Origin of the sequence: Falsiroseomonas sp. E2-1-a4 (assembly GCF_051433165.1) — a bacterium.
Lineage (GTDB): Bacteria > Pseudomonadota > Alphaproteobacteria > Acetobacterales > Acetobacteraceae > Falsiroseomonas.
Map to the genome: position 1 here is coordinate 116,743 of NZ_JBHMFS010000011.1, position 18,703 is coordinate 135,445.

At 70.3% G+C, this 18,703-nt stretch carries 10 protein-coding genes; 9 read left to right on the forward strand and 1 reads right to left on the reverse strand.

Features of this window, described 5'->3' with window-relative positions; translation table 11 throughout:
- Nucleotides 1-150 precede the first annotated feature (150 nt).
- The 3 genes from ACFHNC_RS13925 (at nt 151) to ACFHNC_RS13935 (ending at nt 4,070) form a co-directional block, all read left to right on the forward strand.
- Entirely contained in the window at nt 151-609 is a 459-nt protein-coding gene (locus tag ACFHNC_RS13925) for a pentapeptide repeat-containing protein (RefSeq protein ID WP_437169823.1), read from the forward strand.
- Nucleotides 606-2,840: an ATP-dependent helicase gene (locus ACFHNC_RS13930; RefSeq protein WP_437169824.1), complete on the forward strand. Its 2,235-nt coding sequence runs from the start codon at nt 606-608 to the stop codon at nt 2,838-2,840. The genes ACFHNC_RS13925 and ACFHNC_RS13930 overlap by 4 nt, the downstream gene beginning before the upstream one ends.
- A gap of 306 nt (nt 2,841-3,146) precedes the next feature.
- The gene (locus ACFHNC_RS13935; protein ID WP_437169825.1) at nt 3,147-4,070 is read left to right on the forward strand and encodes a 50S ribosomal protein L11 methyltransferase; all 924 of its coding nucleotides are present in this window, start codon (nt 3,147-3,149) and stop codon (nt 4,068-4,070) included.
- A 195-nt stretch (nt 4,071-4,265) separates the two neighbouring features.
- Here the strand turns inward: ACFHNC_RS13935 and ACFHNC_RS13940 are convergent, their stop codons facing one another.
- Complete coding sequence (locus tag ACFHNC_RS13940; RefSeq protein ID WP_437169826.1) at nt 4,266-4,691, reverse strand: DUF1127 domain-containing protein; 426 nt, start codon at nt 4,689-4,691, stop codon at nt 4,266-4,268.
- A 183-nt stretch (nt 4,692-4,874) separates the two neighbouring features.
- Here ACFHNC_RS13940 and ACFHNC_RS13945 point away from each other — a divergent pair, with 183 nt between their 5' ends.
- The 6 genes from ACFHNC_RS13945 to ACFHNC_RS13970 all read left to right on the forward strand — a co-directional run bounded on the left by ACFHNC_RS13945 (nt 4,875) and on the right by ACFHNC_RS13970 (nt 18,702).
- A complete protein-coding gene (locus ACFHNC_RS13945; RefSeq protein ID WP_437169827.1) occupies nt 4,875-6,659 on the forward strand; it encodes an aminopeptidase P family protein in 1,785 nt (594 codons plus the stop codon).
- 154 nt (nt 6,660-6,813) lie between these two features.
- Nucleotides 6,814-7,935 (forward strand): glycosyl hydrolase family 8, encoded by a 1,122-nt coding sequence (locus tag ACFHNC_RS13950; protein WP_437169828.1) that lies wholly within the window; start codon nt 6,814-6,816, stop codon nt 7,933-7,935.
- Between the two features lie 79 nt (nt 7,936-8,014).
- Entirely contained in the window at nt 8,015-9,130 is a 1,116-nt protein-coding gene (locus tag ACFHNC_RS13955; RefSeq protein ID WP_437169829.1) for a hypothetical protein, read from the forward strand.
- Nucleotides 9,131-9,161: 31 nt separating this feature from the next.
- Complete coding sequence (gene bcsQ / locus ACFHNC_RS13960) at nt 9,162-9,962, forward strand: cellulose biosynthesis protein BcsQ (RefSeq protein WP_437169830.1); 801 nt, start codon at nt 9,162-9,164, stop codon at nt 9,960-9,962.
- Nucleotides 9,959-14,809: a UDP-forming cellulose synthase catalytic subunit gene (gene bcsA / locus ACFHNC_RS13965; protein ID WP_437169831.1), complete on the forward strand. Its 4,851-nt coding sequence runs from the start codon at nt 9,959-9,961 to the stop codon at nt 14,807-14,809. The genes bcsQ and bcsA overlap by 4 nt, the downstream gene beginning before the upstream one ends.
- The gene (locus ACFHNC_RS13970) at nt 14,806-18,702 is read left to right on the forward strand and encodes a cellulose synthase subunit BcsC-related outer membrane protein (RefSeq protein ID WP_437169832.1); all 3,897 of its coding nucleotides are present in this window, start codon (nt 14,806-14,808) and stop codon (nt 18,700-18,702) included. The genes bcsA and ACFHNC_RS13970 overlap by 4 nt, the downstream gene beginning before the upstream one ends.
- Nucleotide 18,703 lies beyond the last annotated feature (1 nt).

The window sequence follows — 18,703 nt, forward strand, 5'->3', positions numbered from 1 at the left end:
GCTCAGGGACAGGATGCGGGAGAAGCGGATGCGGGAGGCGCGGGCGAGGTTGGCGTTGTTCGACCTGTGTTCTATATCCAAGGTGTGCCCGGACGTCATCACACCCCGAATCGCCTCGCGCTCCTGCCCTTCCTGGCATTGCTTGGCCTGATGCTCAGCGCCGCGCCTGCGCTGGCCGCCTGCACGGACCCGCCTGGGCCGGGGGTGGATTGGCGGCGCTGCAGCCTGGATGGGCGCGATTTGAGTGGTGCGGACCTCTCCGGCATGCAGCTTCGCGATGCTTCCCTGCAACGCACCCAGTTGGTCGGCGCCAAGCTGGTCGGGGCGGAAGGGTCTTATGTGCGCTTCGTGTCCTCCGACCTGAACGGCGCCGATTTCACTGGTGCGACTCTGCGGGAAGCCGATTTCACCCGCGCCACGCTGCGCGGCGCCAAGCTGGTCCGCGCCGATCTGCGCCGTGCCCGGCTTTACCGTGCCGATCTGACGCAAGCGGACCTGACCGGCGCGATGCTGGGCGGCACGGATTTCACCGGGGTGATCCTGGATGGCGCGACCTGGACCGATGGCGCGCGGATCTGCGCCGCGGGGTCCGTGGGTTCCTGCCAGTGAGTCTTCCGGCGACCCAGCCGGACTACCTCGCCCGGCTTAACCCGGAACAGCGCCAGGCGGTGGAAACGCTGGATGGCCCGTTGCTGGTGCTGGCCGGCGCCGGCACCGGCAAGACCAGCGTGCTGACCACCCGCTTCGCCCATCTGCTGATGACCGGCCGCGCCCGCCCCTGGCAGGTGCTGGCCGTGACCTTCACCAACAAGGCGGCGAAGGAGATGCGCGAGCGCGTCGCCACCATCCTCGGCCAGCCTGCGGAGGGGCTGTGGCTCGGCACCTTCCACGCACTATGCGCCCGCATGCTGCGCCGGCATGCCGAGATCGTCGGGCTGAAGTCGAACTTCACCATCCTCGATACCGACGACCAGATGCGGCTGCTGAAGCAGATCATGGAGGCTGCCGGCGGCATCGATTCCAAGCGCTGGCCGCCGCAGGGGCTGATGGCGGTGATCCAGCGCTGGAAGGATCGCGGCCTGACGCCGGCCCGCATCACCCCGGCCGAAGATTCGGACTACGCCAACAACCGCGCGCGTAGCCTTTATGAAGCGTATCAGCGCCGCCTGATCGAGCTGAACGCGGCCGATTTCGGCGACCTTCTGCTGCATGTGGTGGAGATCCTGCGCACCCGCCCGGATATCCTGGCCGAGTACCACAGGACCTTCCGCTACATCCTGGTGGACGAATACCAGGACACCAACCTGGTCCAATATCTGTGGCTGCGCCTGCTCGCCCAGAACGAGGACCCGGCCCAGCGCAACATCTGCTGCGTCGGCGATGACGACCAGTCGATCTATTCCTGGCGCGGCGCCGAGATCGAAAACATCCTTCGGTTCGAAAAAGATTTTCCTGGCGCGCGCACCGTGCGGCTGGAATCCAACTACCGTTCGACCAAGCCGATCCTCGCCGCGGCCGCCGGGCTGATCGCCCGCAATGCGGGCCGCCTCGGCAAGACGCTGCGCGCCGGTCGCAAGGACGCGGAAGGCGAGAAAGTGCGCGTCGTCTCCCTGTGGGACAGCGAGGAAGAAGCCCGCATGGTGGGGGAGCGGATCGAGGCGGCGCGCCGCGGTGGCCACCCGCTGTCCGAATTCGCCATCCTCGTCCGCGCCGGCTTCCAGACCCGCAGCTTCGAGGAACGCCTCATCACCCTCGGCCTGCCCTACCGCGTGGTTGGGGGGCTGAAATTCTACGAGCGCGCGGAAATCCGCGACGCCATGGCCTATCTCCGCATCCTGCACCAACCCGCCGACGACCTGGCGTTTGAGCGCATCGTCAACACGCCGAAGCGCGGCCTCGGCGACAGCGGCCTACGCGCCCTGCACCAGGCGGCCCGCGCGGAAGCCATTCCCCTCGCGCTCGCCGCCGAACGCATTGCCGAAACCGACTCCCTCAAGCCGAAGCCTCGCACGGCGCTGCGCGAACTGATGCGCGGCTTCGTCCGCTGGCGCGGCATCAACGAGAAGGAAGGCCACGTCGTCGCCGCCGCGACCATGCTGGATGAATCCGGCTACACCGAGATGTGGAAGCTGGACCGCAGTCCCGAAGCCCCCGGCCGCCTCGAAAACCTCAAGGAACTGCTGCGCGCGCTGGGCGACTACCAGACCCTCGCCGGCTTCCTCGACCACGTCGCCCTGGTGATGGAAACCGACGAGAACGCCGAAGCCGAACGCGTCCAGCTCATGACGCTGCACGCCGCCAAGGGCCTGGAATTCGACACCGTCTTCCTGCCCGGCTGGGAAGAAGGCCTGTTTCCCTCCCAGCGCTCCCTCGACGAGGGCGGCGACAAATCGCTCGAGGAAGAACGGCGCTTGGCCTATGTCGGCATCACCCGCGCCCGCCGCAACGCCATCATCAGCCACGCCGCCAACCGCCGCATCTACGGCAACTGGACCTCCTCCCTCCCCTCCCGCTTCCTCGACGAATTGCCGGAAGAGGCCATCACCCGCGAAGGCCAATCCACCATCCGCGCCAACCGCATGGCCGACACCCCCAGCGTCTTCCTCGGGCAATCCGGCCTGCTCGCCCGCCGCCCGCGCATGACCGACGTGAACCCCTGGGACACCCGCGAACGCCCCGCGCGCGAATCCACCCTCGTGAAGGGCGAACGCGTCTTCCACCAGAAATTCGGCTACGGCACGATCACCGACATCGACGAAGACCGCCTCGACATCACCTTCGACCATACCGGCCCGAAACGCGTGCTGGACCGCTTCGTCCAGAAGGCGAGCGAGGTTTAGGGACTTCGGATGTGGTCGCGGGGTGGTTCGCGGGGGGCCTTGCCCCCCGCACCCCCCACCAGGAGGCAGTGGCCTCCTGGACCACGGGACTTTGTGCAGGAAGGGAGAGGGGCCAGCGGTACCGCAGATCATGCGGTCGCTCCGGCCCCTCTCCCTTCCTGCACAGGATTCAAGGGTTCCAAGGGGCCACTGCCCCTTGGCGGGAGGGTGCAGGGAGGGCGGAGCCCTCCTTGCAAACAACCCGCGCCATCCTCCAAAGCCCCCACAATCCTCGCCCACCCTTCCGGATGAAAAGGTTCAGCCTGCATGTCGCGTGATGTTTATGCCCAGCGTCAGGCGCGGCGGGCGGAGCCGTTGGAGACGGTTTGGTTTGATGCGTTGCCGGAGGCGGCGGTGCCGATGTTTGAGGCGGCGTTGTTGCGGGTGTGTCCTTCGGTCGCGATTTTCCGGGATGAGGCGACGGATACCTGGCGGGTTGAGGGGGTGCGGGCGCGCGGGCAGGGGGATGAGGAGTTGGCGGGGGCTTTGGCCTTGGCGGCTCTGGTCACGGGTGTGACGCCAGCGTTGCAGGCGGAGCCTGTCGAGGCGGAGGGGTGGCTGGCCCGGACGGTGGCCAGCTTCGGGGAGCAGGAGATTGGCGCCGGCGTGCTGGTGCGGCCGACGCATGTGCCGGATCGGCGGATCTATGGGCGCATGGTGTTGAAGCTGGATGCAGGGATCGCGTTCGGCTCGGGCGAGCATGGCTCGACGCGCGGTTGCCTCGTGGCGTTCGAGCGGGTGGCGCGGGATGGCCGGGCGCGGCGGTTGCGGCGGTTGCTGGATCTGGGGACGGGGTCCGGCATTCTGGCGATGGCGGCGGCCAAGCGGTTGCGGCGGCCTGTGCTGGCCACGGATATCGAGCCGTGGAGTGTCCGGGTGGCGGAGGAGAATGCCCGGATGAATGGCGTAGGGCGGCTGGTGCGGGCGCGGCTGGCCGATGGCTGGAAGGACCGGCATGTGCGGGCCGGGCGGCCTTATGACCTGGTGTTCGCCAATATCCTGGCGCGGCCGCTGTGTTCCATGGCGAAGGATCTGAGTGTGGGTCTGGCGCCGGGCGGCACGGCCATTCTCGCAGGGCTTCTGGGGACGCAGGTGCGAATGGTGCTGGCGGCGCATCGGCGGCGCGGCATGGTGCTGGAGCGGCGTCTGCCGCAGGGCGCCTGGGCGACGCTGGTGTTACGACGGAGATAAGGGGCCGGACATGCGACGGGGCCGATGCCGCTGGCACCGGCCCCGCGCTTCCGCCGCGGTCCAGATCCCCTGCCGGGTGCGGGGGTTGGGGCTGCAACGGGTAAGGGGCGCGCGCTCCTGCTGGGGGAGTGGGAGCGCGCGGTGGGTACCGCCGCCAAAGGGGGGGATTTTGGGGGCGGACCTGTCTCGGGAACGTCAGGCTGCGGCGGCGGTTCCCCGCACCGGGCTGTTGGCATTCGCCGGCGTGTGCACGGTGGTTACGGCCACGGTCACCGTCGCGGCCTTGACCGGGCTGGCGGCCTTCAGCGCCGGTGCGCGGAAGTCCGGGTCGAACACATGGGCGATCTCGCCGCGGGTCAGGCCGATATCCGCCAGTTCGCGGTCGGTCAGGCTGCGGAGGCTCTCATAGGTGCTCTGCCGGGCGGGCCAGCTGCGCAGCGTGCGGCCGAGGAAAGACAGGCCGCGGACCAGGCTGGCGAAGAAACTGATCACGCCTTCGGCGATCGCCTGGTCGCGGGCGCGGATCGCTGCGTGGCGCAGCATCTCGATCTCGCGGGCCGTGCGGTCCGGGGTGGCGATGGCGAACAGGATGGCCTGTTCCGTGCTGTGGCGGGCGTTCATGATGACCTCTGTTGAGCGGCGCGGCGGGCTGGCCAGTCTTGGCCTCGGCCCCCGCGCTTCGCAGATGCAACATAGGGATGGAGAGGCCACAGGTGATGCGCCGAAGCCACAGCCAAGACATGCGTCCAGCGCATGAAATACATCGGACATATGTTTCATCGTTAGGGCTTCGGTAACCAGCCGATGGAAACCTCACCCTCCCACCGCCTCGCTGTGCTGCGCGCGGAGCTGGCGCGCCAGGGGCTGGACGGCCTTCTGGTGCCGCGCGCGGATGCGTTTCTTGGTGAATATGTACCGCCCTCCGCGGCGCGGCTGGCCTGGCTCACTGGCTTCACCGGCAGTGCCGGGCTGGCCCTGGTGCTGCGGGACCGCGCGGTGCTGTTCGTTGATGGCCGCTACACCACCCAGGCGGCGGCGGAGACCGACCCGGCGCTGTGGGAACGCCGGCATCTGCTGGACCAACCGCCAGCCGCCTTCCTGAAGGCGGAGGCGCCGGGCGCGCGTATTGGCTACGACCCCTGGCTGCACCCGCAAGCCGCGCTGGATCGGCTGGCGGAGTCCGGCGGCACTCTGGTACCACTGGAGGGCAATCCGGTCGATGCGGTTTGGGCAGACCGCCCTGCGCCGCCGGCGGGCCAGGCCGTGCCGCATCCGCTGCAATTCGCCGGGCAGGATTCCGGTACGAAGCGCGCGGAAGCCGCCGCCGCGCTGCGCGAAGCCGGGCAGGATGCCGCGGTGCTGGCCGATGCCCATGCGGTGGCCTGGCTGCTGAACATCCGCGGCGATGACCTGCCGCACACACCGCTCGCCCTCGCCATGGCGCTGCTGCATGCCGATGCGCGGGTGGATCTGTTTCTCGACCCCGCGCGCGCCGATGCTGCGCTGCTGGCGCATCTCGGCAATGGCGTGGCCCTGCGCAAGCCGGAGGCGCTGGCCGGCGTGCTGGAGGGCCTGGCCGGCCGCCGGGTGCGGCTGGATGCGGAGGTGACGCCCGCTTGGTTCGGCCAGCGCCTGCGCGCAGCGGGGGCGGAGGTGGTGGCAGGCGAAGACCCCTGCCGCCTGCCGCGCGCCTGCAAGAACACGGTGGAGCAGGACGGTGCCCGTGCTGCCCACCTGCGCGATGCGGTGGCGCTGTGCCGCTTCCTCGCCTGGTTCGCCGGCGCCGCGCCGGCGGGGCGGGAGACGGAGCTTTCGGCGGCGGCGAAGCTGCTGGCGCTGCGGGCGGACGGCGCGCATTTCGTGGCCGAAAGCTTCCCCGCTATCAGCGGTGCCGGTGAGAATGGCGCCATCATCCACTATCGCGCGACACCGGAGACCGATCGGCCGATCCGCGCGGATGAATGCTACCTGATCGACAGCGGCGCGCAGTACCGGGATGGCACCACGGATATCACCCGCGCGCTGTGGACCGGCCCGGGCGCGCCCCCGGCCGAGCTGGCCGCGCGCTACACGATGGTGCTGCAGGGCCACCTGGCGCTGTCCGCGCTGCGATTCCCGGAGGGTGTGGCCGGCGTTCACCTGGATGCGCTGGCGCGCCAGCGGCTCTGGGCCGCGGGGCTGGATTACGACCACGGCACTGGCCACGGCGTGGGCAGCTTCCTTTCGGTGCATGAAGGGCCGGCCGGAATCAGCCGTGCGGCGCGACCGGTGCCGCTGAAGCCGGGCATGATCCTGTCGAACGAGCCGGGACTCTACCTGCCCGGCGCCTATGGCATCCGCATCGAGAACCTGCTGCTGGTGCGCCAGGCCACCCCTCTGCCCGGCCAGGCCAAGCCCTTCCTGGATTTCGAGACGCTGAGCTGGGCGCCCTATGACCGCCGCCTGATCCAGGGGGCGATGCTGTCCGCAGCGGAACGGGCGCAGGTGGATGCGTATCACCGCGCGGTCGCGCAGCGGATCGGCCCGCTGCTGCCGGAGGAAGCGCGAGGCTGGCTGATGCAGGCCTGCGCGCCGCTGCCGAAGGGCTGAGAAAGCCCGGTCGCGCCGCGCGGGTTTGGGGTGCTGTCGGCGGAACGATAAGGAATGCAACCTATACGGGCAATTACGTGGACTCGCGCAGGGGAAGGTTGTTAACTGTGAATATCAACCCTCGCTTCACCTGCTGCTGCGACCCTAGGTCCGCATGTCCCAGATCCTCCGTCGCCGCACGCTGCTCGCTCTTGCCGCCGCACCGGCCCTGCCGGCGCCGGCGCTTGCCACCATGGATGCAGGCAGGGGGCCGCGCCCGGAACCCGGGCCGCCCAGCCCCCGCGGCCCGGCGCTGGACCCCGCAGTGTGGCGCACCTTCTGCACCCGTTTCGTGCGCCCGGATGGGCGGGTGGTGGATACCTTCAACAACGGCATCTCCCACAGCGAGGGCCAGGGCTGGGCGCTGCTGTGTGCCGAACAGGCGCTGGACCGGGAGACCTTCGACCAGATCCTGAGCTGGACCACCCGCACCCTGGCGCGCCCCGGCGATGCGCTGCTGTCCTGGCGGTTCCGGCCGGATGCCTTTGGCGGGGTCGGCCAGGTGGATGACCCGAACAACGCCACGGATGGCGACCTGATGTTCGCCTGGGCGCTGCTGCGCGCCGGCCGGCGCTGGCGGTCCGAGGCCTACACCGAACAGGGCGTGGCCGTTGCGCGGGATGTGCTGCGCCTGCTGGTCCGCCAGGTGGGGGACGAGACGGTGCTGCTGCCGGGCGCGGCGGGGTTCGAGCAGCGCGAGCATGTCGTGCTCAACCCCTCCTACTACGCCTTCCCGGCGCTGCGGGCGCTGGCCCAGGCGGTGCCGGACCCGATCTGGCTGCGGCTCGCCTCCGATGGATTGTCGCTGATGCGCCGGGCGCGCTTCGGCCGCTGGGGCCTGCCGGCGGATTGGGTGGCGCTGCCGCGCGGCGGCGGACGGCCCTCACCCGCACCGGGCTGGCCGACGCGGTTCTCCTATGACGCGGTGCGGGTCCCGCTGTACCTGGCATGGGCCGGGCTGGGGCGGGAGCCCGCCGCGGTGGGCGCCGCGCGCTTCTGGACCGACCCGCGCCACACGCGTATGCCCGCCTGGACCGATTTCGCCGCCGATACGGTCTCACCCTATGGAGCGTCACCCGGAATACGTGCGGTGGCGCAACTGACGATCGCGAGGCATGCAGATGCGACGAGTTCACCCCCGGAATCCTCGGTGGATGAGGCGCAGGACTACTATTCAGCGATCTTGTCGCTGCTCGCCCGTCTCGCTTGGCGAGACTCGCTGACAGCTTCGATCTAGAAGTGCCTGCGCGGTCGAGATTAGGTATTCCCTAACCGTCGCAGCCACGGCATGTTGCGGTGCGATTGGGGGTTTTTTTATGCGCCAAGATACGGATGTTGCCCGCGTCGCCGCGGCGCTTCGGGCGCCCGCTATCCGTTACCGTAGTTTCGGCAATGAACCGGTCCGTACACCTGTGCCGGTGCCGGAGGCCGATCCCTATGCGTTGCTCGGCGCCGCCATGAATGCGGCGGCGGAGATCGGCCAGCAGCAGGGGATGCCGCCAGCCGAACCCTGGCAGCCCCCGATGCCCCCGCCCGCGCCGGTTTCCGAATCCGTGGCCCCTGCACCTGCCCAGCCCTATTGGTCCGAGCCTCCCTCGCCGCAGGCGGTGCCGACCCAGAACTGGGCCGAGCCGGTGCAGCAATGGTCGGCGCCGGCCCAACCGGTGGCCGAGCCGCAGACCTGGCCGGAGCCCGCCGCCGAGGCCTGGCCCGCCCCGCAGCCGCCAACGCAGCATTGGGTGGAGCCGGAGCGGCCGGCGCCACCCCGGGAGCCAGAGCCGGTGGCAAGCCTGCCCGAGCCTGCACCGCCTCCACCCCCGATACCGGTGCCGCTTCCGCCGCCGCCTGTCCTTCGGCAGCCGGAGCCGGCTGCGCCGCCGCCGGAAAGGCCCGAGGCCGCCGGCTGGACGCCCGCGCCGGTCCAGGTGGCAGAGCCTGTGGCCGCACCTGACGCGCCTGCAGCCGCGCCCGCCCGTGTGGCGACCCCGCCGAAGGCGCCGCCAGCCGCGGCCGCCCCGGCGGTATTCGGTCTCAGCGACATGACCCTGCTGCAGGCCGCCGACATGCCGGCGCCCCCCGCACTGCGCCCGGCGCTGTCCACCCTGGCGGAATTGTCCTCCGCCCCACCGGCTTCGCGGCATGCCTCGCAGCCTGGCGCCCCGCATGCGGCATTTCCGCTGATCGATGCGCTGGACCTGCCCGGCGGCCTGCTTGCCCGCCGCTCCGCCCTGGCCGAGGCGCGGGACCCCGTGCCGGAGGAAGCGCCACCGGCGGAGCCGCCCGCGCGGCCGCCGCCCGCCGTCCTGATGGCTACCGAGATAGACTTGCCCCTATCGGAACTTTTGCGCCTTCTCGCCGCGGATCCGGCCGAGTCGGCCGATGCCTTCCAAGCCCTGCGCCGTCCCCCACGCGCAGAACCACTCGACGCCTGATGTTCCAACTGCCGGGAGGCACCGCTCGCCCATGCCGCTAATCTGTTTTGCGTCCCCCAAGGGCGGCGTCGGCAAGACGACGCTGACCGCGAACCTCGCCGACGCGCTGCAGCGCGAGGGTCGTCGGGTCATGGTCATGGACTTCGACCCGCAGAACACGTTGCGGCTTCATTTCGGTGTGCCCCTGACGGATATGGGCGGCTTCACCGCCGATCTGCCGCGCCGCCCCGACTGGCGCAGCTGCGTGCGGGAGACAGCATCCGGCGTGAAGGTGCTGCCGCATGGCGCGATGGAACTGCGCGGCGCGCTCGGCCTGGCCGCGGCGCTGGAGCGGGACCCGGAGCTGCTTGCGGCGCCGATGCGCTCCATCCTGTCCGACCCCGGCCTGACCGTCATCGCCGATACCTCGCCCGGCCCCTCGCATGCGCTGGCGGTGCTGGTGCCGATGGCGTCGATGGTCATCGCGGTGCTGCAGGCGGAAGCGATCAGCGCCGCGCTGATCCCGGACATCGACAGCGGCCGGTTCCTCGGCTCGGGCACCATGGCGGCGCTGTTCGCCGGCCGGCTGCGCGTGGTGCTGAACGAGGTGGATCTGAATTCGCGACTGTCCCGCGCGGCCGCCGATGCCGTGGCGCGTCATCTCGGCCCGCGCCTGCTCGGCGCCGTGACGCGCGATGAAACGATGGCCGAGGCGCTGGCGATGCAGAAGCTGGTGCAGGAAATCGCGCCCGACAGCCGCGCCGCGGAAGACATCCGCGGCATCGCCCGCGCGGTCGAGGCCGCGCTGCCGGCGGCGCCCGAGGGCTTCTCCATGGGTTGGGGCGCGCGATGAGTTTTGCCCAGTCCCTGCGCCAGGGCCGAGCGTTCCGGGGCGGGCCCTGGGCACGGCGCTGGGTTTCCTGGCCGCTGATGGCGCTGAGCCTGATCATCGGGCTGATCTTCACGGTGGCACCGCTGCAGGCAGAACAGCAGGCCTGGCTCGCGGTGGCGGGCTTCCTGCTGTTTCTGGTGGCCAACCGCATTCCGGGCCGGGCGATGACGATCTTCATCGTCTTCATGTCCTGCCTGGTGTCCATGCGCTACATCTACTGGCGCCTGGTCGATACGCTGGAATTCACCAGCTTCATGCAGACCTTTCTCGGCACCGGCCTGCTGCTGGCCGAGGTTTATGCCGTGACCACGATGCTGCTGGCCTATTTCCAGGCGATCTGGCCGCTGGACCGCAAGCCGGTGCCGCTGCCGGAAGACCCGGATGAATGGCCGACCATCGACGTCTTCATCCCGAGCTACAACGAGCCGCTGGAGATCGTGAAGCCCTCCATCTATGGCGCGCTGGCGATCGACTGGCCGCGCGACAAGATGAATGTCTACCTGCTCGATGACGGGCGGCGCGACGAATTCCGGCGCTTCTGTGAACAGGTCGGCTGCAACTACCTGATCCGCCCCGACAACAAGGGCGCCAAGGCCGGCAATATCAATGCCGCGCTGAAGGTCACGAACGGCGAATACGTCTGTATCTTCGATTGCGACCACGTCGCAACACGCGCCTTCCTCCAGCTGACCGTGGGCTGGCTGCTGCGCGACCGCGACCTCGCGATGGTGCAGACGCCGCACCACTTCTACTCGCCTGACCCGTTCGAGCGGAACCTGGCCTCCGGTGAGCGCGTGCCGAATGAAGGCTTGCTGTTCTACGGCATGGTGCAGCAGGGCAATGACCTGTGGAACGCGGCCTTCTTCTGCGGCTCCTGCGCGGTGATCCGGCGCGAGGCGCTGCTGGAAGTGGGCGGCGTGCCGACGGAGACGGTGACGGAAGACTGCCACTGCTCGCTGAAGATGCAGCGGCGCGGCTGGCGCACCGCCTATCTCCGCGTGCCGCTGGCCGCCGGCCTCGCGACAGAGCGGCTCATGCTGCATATCGGCCAGCGCATGCGCTGGGGCCGCGGCATGATCCAGATCCTGCGGATCGAGAATCCGATGCTGGGCGCGGGGCTGAAATTCCACCAGCGCTGCTGCTACTTCATGTCGCAATTCCACTTCCTGTTCCCGCTGCCGCGCTTCGTCTTCCTGACCGCGCCGCTGGCCTTCCTGCTGTTCGGCGAGAGCATCATCGCGGCGTCGCCGCTGGCCATCATCGCCTATGCCGGCCCGCACATCCTGCATTCGGTGGGCGCCACCAGCCGGCTGTCCGGCCATGTGCGGCACAGCTTCTGGTCGGAAATCTACGAGACGGTGCTGGCGCTGTATCTGATCCCGGTGATGCTGGCGACGCTGCTGGACCCGAAGAAGGGCAAGTTCAACGTCACCGACAAGGGCGGCACGCTGCAGGAAGGCTTCTTCGACCTGCGTGCCGTGGGCCCGAACATGGTGCTGGCCCTGGCTTTGATCGCGGGACTGCTGTCCGGCATCTATGGGCTGACGACGAACGCCGTGGACAGTTTGGATTTCCAGGCCTTCGCGTTGAACTTCCTGTGGGCGACGCTGTCCTTCGTGGTGGTGCTCGCCGGTCTGGCCGTGGGCCGCGAACGCCGCCAGGTGCGCGAACGCGCCCGCGTCGGCGCCGTGGTCGCGGCGAATGTGGTGCTGGCCGATGGCCGCGTGGTGGAAGGCGAGACCATGGACCTTTCGCTCGGCGGCGCGGCCGTCGCGATCCCGCGGCCGGCCGATGTCCCGGATGACGCGGCCATCACCCTGGAGTTGGATGTCGGCCCCGAATGGGTGGCGATTCCGGCCGAGGTGCTGCGCTGGCAGGATGACCGGATGCAGGTGCGCTTCGCGGCGCAGACCCTGCATGATGAGGGCAACATCGTGCGCGCCGTGCTCGGCCGCGCGGATGCATGGGTGGATTGGGACGACGTGCGAGAGGATAAGCCACTGCGTAGCCTGGGCGAGGTGGCACGCTCGATCGGCGGCCTGTTCCGCGGAGACAGCCAGTTCTCCTTCTTCACCCGCCGTCAACAGCGCCAGAAGGTGGTGGTCCGCACTGCCGAGACGCCGGCCATCGAGGCGAGCGCGCCAGACGCGGCGGAGGCCCCGGCCTTGCCCGCGCGCCGTGCCCGCGGCGAAAGCAGCGTCATCCGCCGTGCCGCGGCCGTGGCGCTCGCTTTGGCGCTCTCGGCGCCGGGCGTTGCGCTGGCGCAGGTGAACTTGCGCGGCGCACCGCCGCCGCCGGCGCCGTTGCAGCCGGGCCCGCAGGGTCTGCCGCTGACGCTGACGCCGCAATCGCCCGGCATCGGCACCTTCGGGGCGCCCTCCACCCAGTCCGGCGCGGTGCCGCTTGGCGCCGCCTCCCCGCTGCAGGTGCAGGGCTCGCCCTTTGGCCAGCCCGCGCCCTCCGGCCAACCGGTGCAGTTCGGCCAGCCCGCGCCGTTCGGCCAGCCCGCACCGTTCGGACAACCGGCGCCGTTCGGCCAGCCGGGCCAGCTTGGCGCGATCGGCCCGGTCAATCCGCCGCCGACCGGTCTGCCGCCACTGCCGCTCGCCCAGCCTGCCTTCGGCAGTGGGCCCGAGGTCGGCAGCTTCGGCGCGCCGACCGGCGACTTCGGCTCCACCCGCACGGAATCCCGCACGCTGCGTCAGCTTGGCCTGCGCGCACCGATGCAGATGCGCGGCACCTCGGATCTGCAGGGCGTGCTGTTCGGCGTGCGCGGCGATGAGGTGGTGACGGGCGCCCGGCTGGTGCTGCAGGGCGCGACCAGCCCGGCGCTGATCCCGGAATACAGCCAGATCTCGATGGCGCTGAACGAGCAGTTCGTCGGCGTGATCAACCCCGACCGCAACCGCCCAGCCTTCGGCCCGTTGGAATTCCCGATCAACCCGGTGTTCTTCGCCGATCTGAACCGGCTGAACTTCCGCTTCACCGGCCGCTACACGCTGGAGTGCAACGACCCGCTCTCCGGCCTGCTCTGGGCCAATATCTCGGACCTCTCGACCCTGCAGCTGACGCTGGAGCGCCTGCCGCTGCAGCGGGACCTGGCGCGACTGCCGGAGCCGTTCTTCGATCCGCGCCTGCTGCGGGAACCGCTGTCCCTGCCGGTGGTGCTGCCGCAGGCGGCGAGCAACGAAAGCCTGCAGGCGGCGGCGACCGTCGCCTCCTGGTTCGCGGTGCAGGCAGACTACCGCGGCGCCAGCTTCCCCGTCTCCTTCACCGTGCCGCAGCGCGGCAATGCGGTGGTGGTTGTCGGCGGCAACGAGAATGTCCCCGGCCTCGCGCTGCCGCGCTTCGATGGTCCGACGCTCGCCCTGGTGCAGAATCCGACCGACCGCCTCGGGCTGATCCTGGTGATCGGTGGCCGTACCGGCGCGGAAGCCGCCCAGGCGGCGACCGTGCTGGCCGGCAGCAAGGAAGCGCTGGCCGGCGAAATTGCCGTGGTGCAGCCTGTCAGCATTCCGCCGCGGCAGCCCTATGACGCACCGCGCTGGGTCCGCAGCGACCGGCCGGTTCGGCTGGGTGAATTGGTGGACCCCTCCGAACTCCAGGCCTTCGGCTACGCGCCCGGGCCGATCGCGGTGCCGTTCCGTACGGCGCCGGACCTCTATACCTGGCGTGGCCGGCCACTTCCGGTGGAACTGCACTACCGGTCCCCGCCTGGCCCGATCATGGATGTCGCGGTCTCTCGCCTCGATATCGCGCTGAACGACATCTATCTGCGCAGCCTGCCGCTGCGCGAGGTGGATGCGCCGTGGCCGCTGTCCCTGCTCAGCCGGCAATTCGGCCAGTCGGAGCGCATGACCGGTCGCTTCGGCCTGCCGCCCTACCTGATCTTCGGCATGAATGAGCTGCAGATGCGCTTCGACATGCGCCCCCTGCATCGTGGCGACTGCATCGCGGTGCCGGCGGATGTTCGGGCCGGGATCGACCCGGACAGCACCATCGACCTGTCCGATGCCCACCGCTTCACCACGCTGCCGAACCTGGCCTTCTTCGCTGGCTCCGGCTTCCCCTTCACGCGGATGGCGGATTTCGCGGACACGGCGGCGGTGCTGCCGGACCAGCCGAGTGAGGTGGAGCTGTCCAGCTTCCTGACGCTGATGGGCCGCCTGGCCAGCCATGTCGGCCACGCCACCACGAGCATCCAGGTGGTGCGCAGCGGGGCGCTGGACAGCGTGGCCGGGCGCGACCTGCTGGTGATCGGCACGCTCGGCCGCCAGCCGGCGCTGGAGCGCCTGCTGGGCGAGGATGGGCCGGTAACGCTGCAGGGCAACCGGCTGTCCGTGGCGCTGCCCGATGCGCTGGAGGGGTTCCGCAACCTGTTCCTGGGTAGCGAGCCGCGGCTGGCACGCGAACAGGCGCAGGCGATGCTGACCTCCACCGGCGACGGCCTCGGCATCCTGCTGGGCTTCGAAAGCCCGCTGCGTTCCGGCAAATCCGTCGTGGCGCTGACCGGGACGACGCCGCAGGGGCTGGAGCAGATGCTGGCCGCGCTGCGCGACCCGGAACAGGCGCCGCGCGTGCAGGGCGACCTTGCCATCCTCTCGGCCGGGCGGATTACCGGCTTCACGCTCGGCCGCAACTATACGGTGGGGACGTTGCCACCTTATATCTGGCCGCAATACTTCCTGCAGACCCGCCCGGATCTGCTGCTGCTGCTGCTGGCGCTTGCCTGTGCCATCATTGCCATCCCCGCCTATTGGGCGCTGCGCCGTCGCGCGGCCATCCGTCTCCGGACGAGGACCACATGACGAAACTGACGATGTGGAAGTTGCGCACCGGCACGCTTCGTGCCGGCCTGTTATGCACCGCGCTGATCGCCGCGCCGGCTCTGGCCCAGGATCGCGGCGTGGCCGCGCTGCTGGACCAGGCGAATTACTGGAAGCTGCAGAACCGGCCGGACCAGGTGGTCCGCACGCTGGAACGCATTCTGGAAGTGGACCCGCGCAACACCGATGCGCTGGCCGGCATGGCGGAAGCGCAGGCGCAGCTTGGCAATGTGGCGCAGGCGCAGCAGGCGCTCGGCACCTTGCGGCAATCGGCGCCGGCCGACCCGCGCACGGTGCAGGCGAGCGTCGCGGTGCGGACCTCCACGGTGGATGCCGGCGCCCTGGCGCAGGCGCGCCAGTTGGCTCAGGCCGGCCGAAATGCGGAGGCGGTGGAACGCTATCGCGCCCTGTTCGGTGGCGGCCCGGTGCCGGACAGCTTCGCCCTGGAATACTATCAGGCGCTGGCCGGGACCGAGAGCGGCTGGCGTGAGGCGCGGGATGGGCTGGGCCAGCTCACCCGGCGCAACCCCTCCAACACCGCGGCGCAGCTCGCCAATGCCCAGGTGCTGACCTACCGCGAGGAAACCCGTGCCCAGGGGATCGAGGCACTGCGCCGCCTGTCCGGCCAGCCGGAAAGCCGGCAGAGCGCATCCGCCGCCTGGCGCCAGGCCCTGACCTGGATCGGCCCGGGACCGGATGCGGTGCAGCCGCTCGAAGGCTATCTGCGGCAATTCCCCAATGATGCCGAAATCCAGCAGCGGCTGGACCAGGCGCGCAACCCGCCGCCGGGCGCTGTGGATGCGGTGGGCGGTGCCCGCGTCGAGGCCTGGAACAGCTTCAACGCCGGACGGCTGCGGGAGGCGGAGGATCGCTTCACCGCCCTGCTGGCGGTCGAGCCGAATGACCCGGATGGGCTGGGCGGCATGGGCCTGATCCGGCTGCGCCAGGGCCGCCAGGCCGAAGCGCGGCGGCTGCTCCAATCGGCGATCGAGGCCGATCCGTCGCGCCGCTCCGCCTGGGACCAGGCGCTGCGTGGCGCCAGCCAGCGCCCGGCGGCGCCTGCCGCTGCGGTCGGTGGTGGCGGTGCGCCGGGGCCGGATATCCAGGCGGCGCGCAATCTGGTGGAGGCCGGGAACATATCCTCCGCCGAGCCACTGCTGGCGCGCATCGTCGCCCGCAATGGCGGCGACCGGCCGGATGCCGAGGCGCTGCTGGGCGACATCGCGCTGCGCCAGGGCAATGCGGGGCTGGCGGAGCAGCGCTATCGCGCCGCGCTGGCACGCCGCGGCAATTTCGGCGCGGCGCTGTCGGGCCTCGCCAATTCGCTGCAGGAACAGGGCAAGTTCGCGGAAGCCGAGGAGGTGTTCCGCCGTATCGGCGGCACCAACGCACCCCAGGTGCGCGCCGATGCGCTGCGTGCCGAGGCGCAGCGCACGGATGACCCGCAGGCGGCCAGTGCCCTGCTGCGCGCCGCCATCCAGAACGACCCGAACAATCCCTGGCCGCGGCTCGATCTCGCCCGTCTGCTGGCCCGCTCCGGCCAGGCCGCCGAGGCGAACCAGCTGATCGGCGCCACGGTGGCCAGCCGGGCGACGCCGGATACCATACATGCCGCGGCGATCTTCGCCCAGGAACAGGGCCGCCCGGCGCAGGCCGTGCAGCTTCTGGAGCGGATTCCGGCACGGGCGCGCAATGCCGACCAGAACCGGCTGCTGGTCTCGGCCGGCGTGCAGGGGGAGGTGCAGGCGGCTGCGGCCCTGGCCCGGACCGGGCAGCGCCAGCAGGCGCGCACGCGGCTGATCGCCATCGCCTCTCGCCGTGACCCGACCGGGGAAGCGGGGCCCGCGGCGGTGCGCGCGCTGAACGCCATCAATGACCCGCGCGGTGCGCAGGAAGCGGCGCGGATGTATGCGATTGCGGCGCGCGGGCAATCGCCCACGGCGCAGCTTGCGGCAGCCACCACGCTGCTGGAGGCGGGGCTGAACCAGGAAGCGGCGCAGACGGCCCAGTCCATCGATGCGCGGCGGCTGACGGCGGATCAGCGCCGGCAGGCGAATAACATCTCGGCCGGCCTGTCGATCCGCGCAGCGGACCAGCTGAATGAGCGCGGCAACCAGGCGGCGGCCTTCGACGTGCTGCTGCCGACCTTGCAGCAGAACCCGGAAAATCCGGCCGCCAATCTGGCCCTCGCCCGGCTGTACCAGGGCGCGCAGGAACCCGAGCAGGCCGGGCGCATTGCCGAGGCCGTGCTGTCGCGCAACCCCCGGAACACGGATGCGCGCCAGGCGGCGATGGACGCCGCCATTGCCAATCGCGACTGGAGCCGGGCGGAGGCGCTGCTGGCCGAGGGCCGCGGGCTGATGCCGAATGATCCACGCATCCCGCTGCTGGAGGCCCGCCTCGCCCGCGCCTGGGGTGATCAGCGCCGCGCCCGCAACGCGTTGGAAGCGGCCGCGCAAATGCGCCGCCAGCAGATCGGCGTGAGCCAGACCCCGGGGATGCTGGGCGGCTCCATGGTGCCGCAGGGCCAGCCGGCGCAGCCAGGCTATGAGAACCCGTTCCGCCGCGTGCCGCTGTCCGGCCAGGATTTCGGCCAGATGCCGGCCCAGCGGCCCATGCAGGGCCAGATGCAGGGCCAGATGCAAGGGCAACAATTCGCCCAGGTGCAGGGGTTCGGGGTCGCCCCGGGGCAGCCGGCCGACCCGTTGCTGAGCGAAATCAACCGCCAGCTTGGCGAGGTCCGCCAGGAATCCGCGCCGCGCATCACGCCGGCGCTCGGCGTGCGCGTGCGGTCCGGCGATGACGGCATCGACGCGCTGACCGAAACCCATGTCGGCGCGGAAGGCAGCATCGCTGTGCCGGGCGTCGGCGGGCGGCTGACGGCACGCGCCAGCGCGGTCACCCTCGACAATGGCGATCTGTCCGGCACGCTGCCCGCGATGCGGCGCTTCGGCAGTTTCCCGCTGACCCTGCCGGGGCTTCAGGGCACGCTGAGCCAGCAGCAGCGGAACCAGGCGCGCAACACCGAAGCCAGCCAGAGCGGCGTGGCGCTCGGCGCGGCCTATGCCCGCAACGGCTTCACGGCGGATATCGGCACCACGCCGCTGGGCTTCCTGCGGGAGAATGTCGTCGGCGGGATCGAGATCGCGCCCGAGATCGGCGATGGCGTGCGGCTGCGGCTGACCGCGGAACGCCGCGCCATGACGGACAGCCTGCTGTCCTGGGGCGGGTTGCGCGACCCGGGCCAGGGCTCCGTCTGGGGCGGCGTGGTCCGCACCGGCGGCCGGGCGCAGATCGAGTTCAGCAACGGCGATACCAATTTCTACGTCGCCGGCGGCTACTTCACCATGTCCGGCGAGGGTGTGGCGGAGAACAGCCGCATGGAGGCCGGGGCCGGCTTCCAGACGCCGATCTGGCGTTCCGCGACCGAGGAACTCGTCACCGGGCTCGACCTCGTCTACTTCGCCTATGACAAGAACCTGCGCTTCTTCACGCTGGGCCATGGCGGCTATTTCAGCCCGCAGAGCTTCATCGCGGCGAATGTGCCGATCGATTGGCGTGGCCGTTCCAACAACCTGTTCTACCGCGTCGGCGCCACCATCGGCGTGTCCACCTTCACGGAAGATCGCACCGCCATGTTCCCGAATGATGCCGGGCTGCAGGCGGCGCTGCAGGGGCGCGCAAATAGTGAGGCCGATGTGGATGCCTTCTATGCCGGACAGTCCAAGACCGGCTTGACCGGCGGGCTGCGCGGCGACATCGAGTACATGATCACGCCGCAGCTTCGCATCGGCGGCGCGCTGCGCTTCGACCAGGCGGCGGATTGGAGCGAGACGCGCGGCCTGGTCTATGCCCGCTACCGGTTCGATCGCTGAG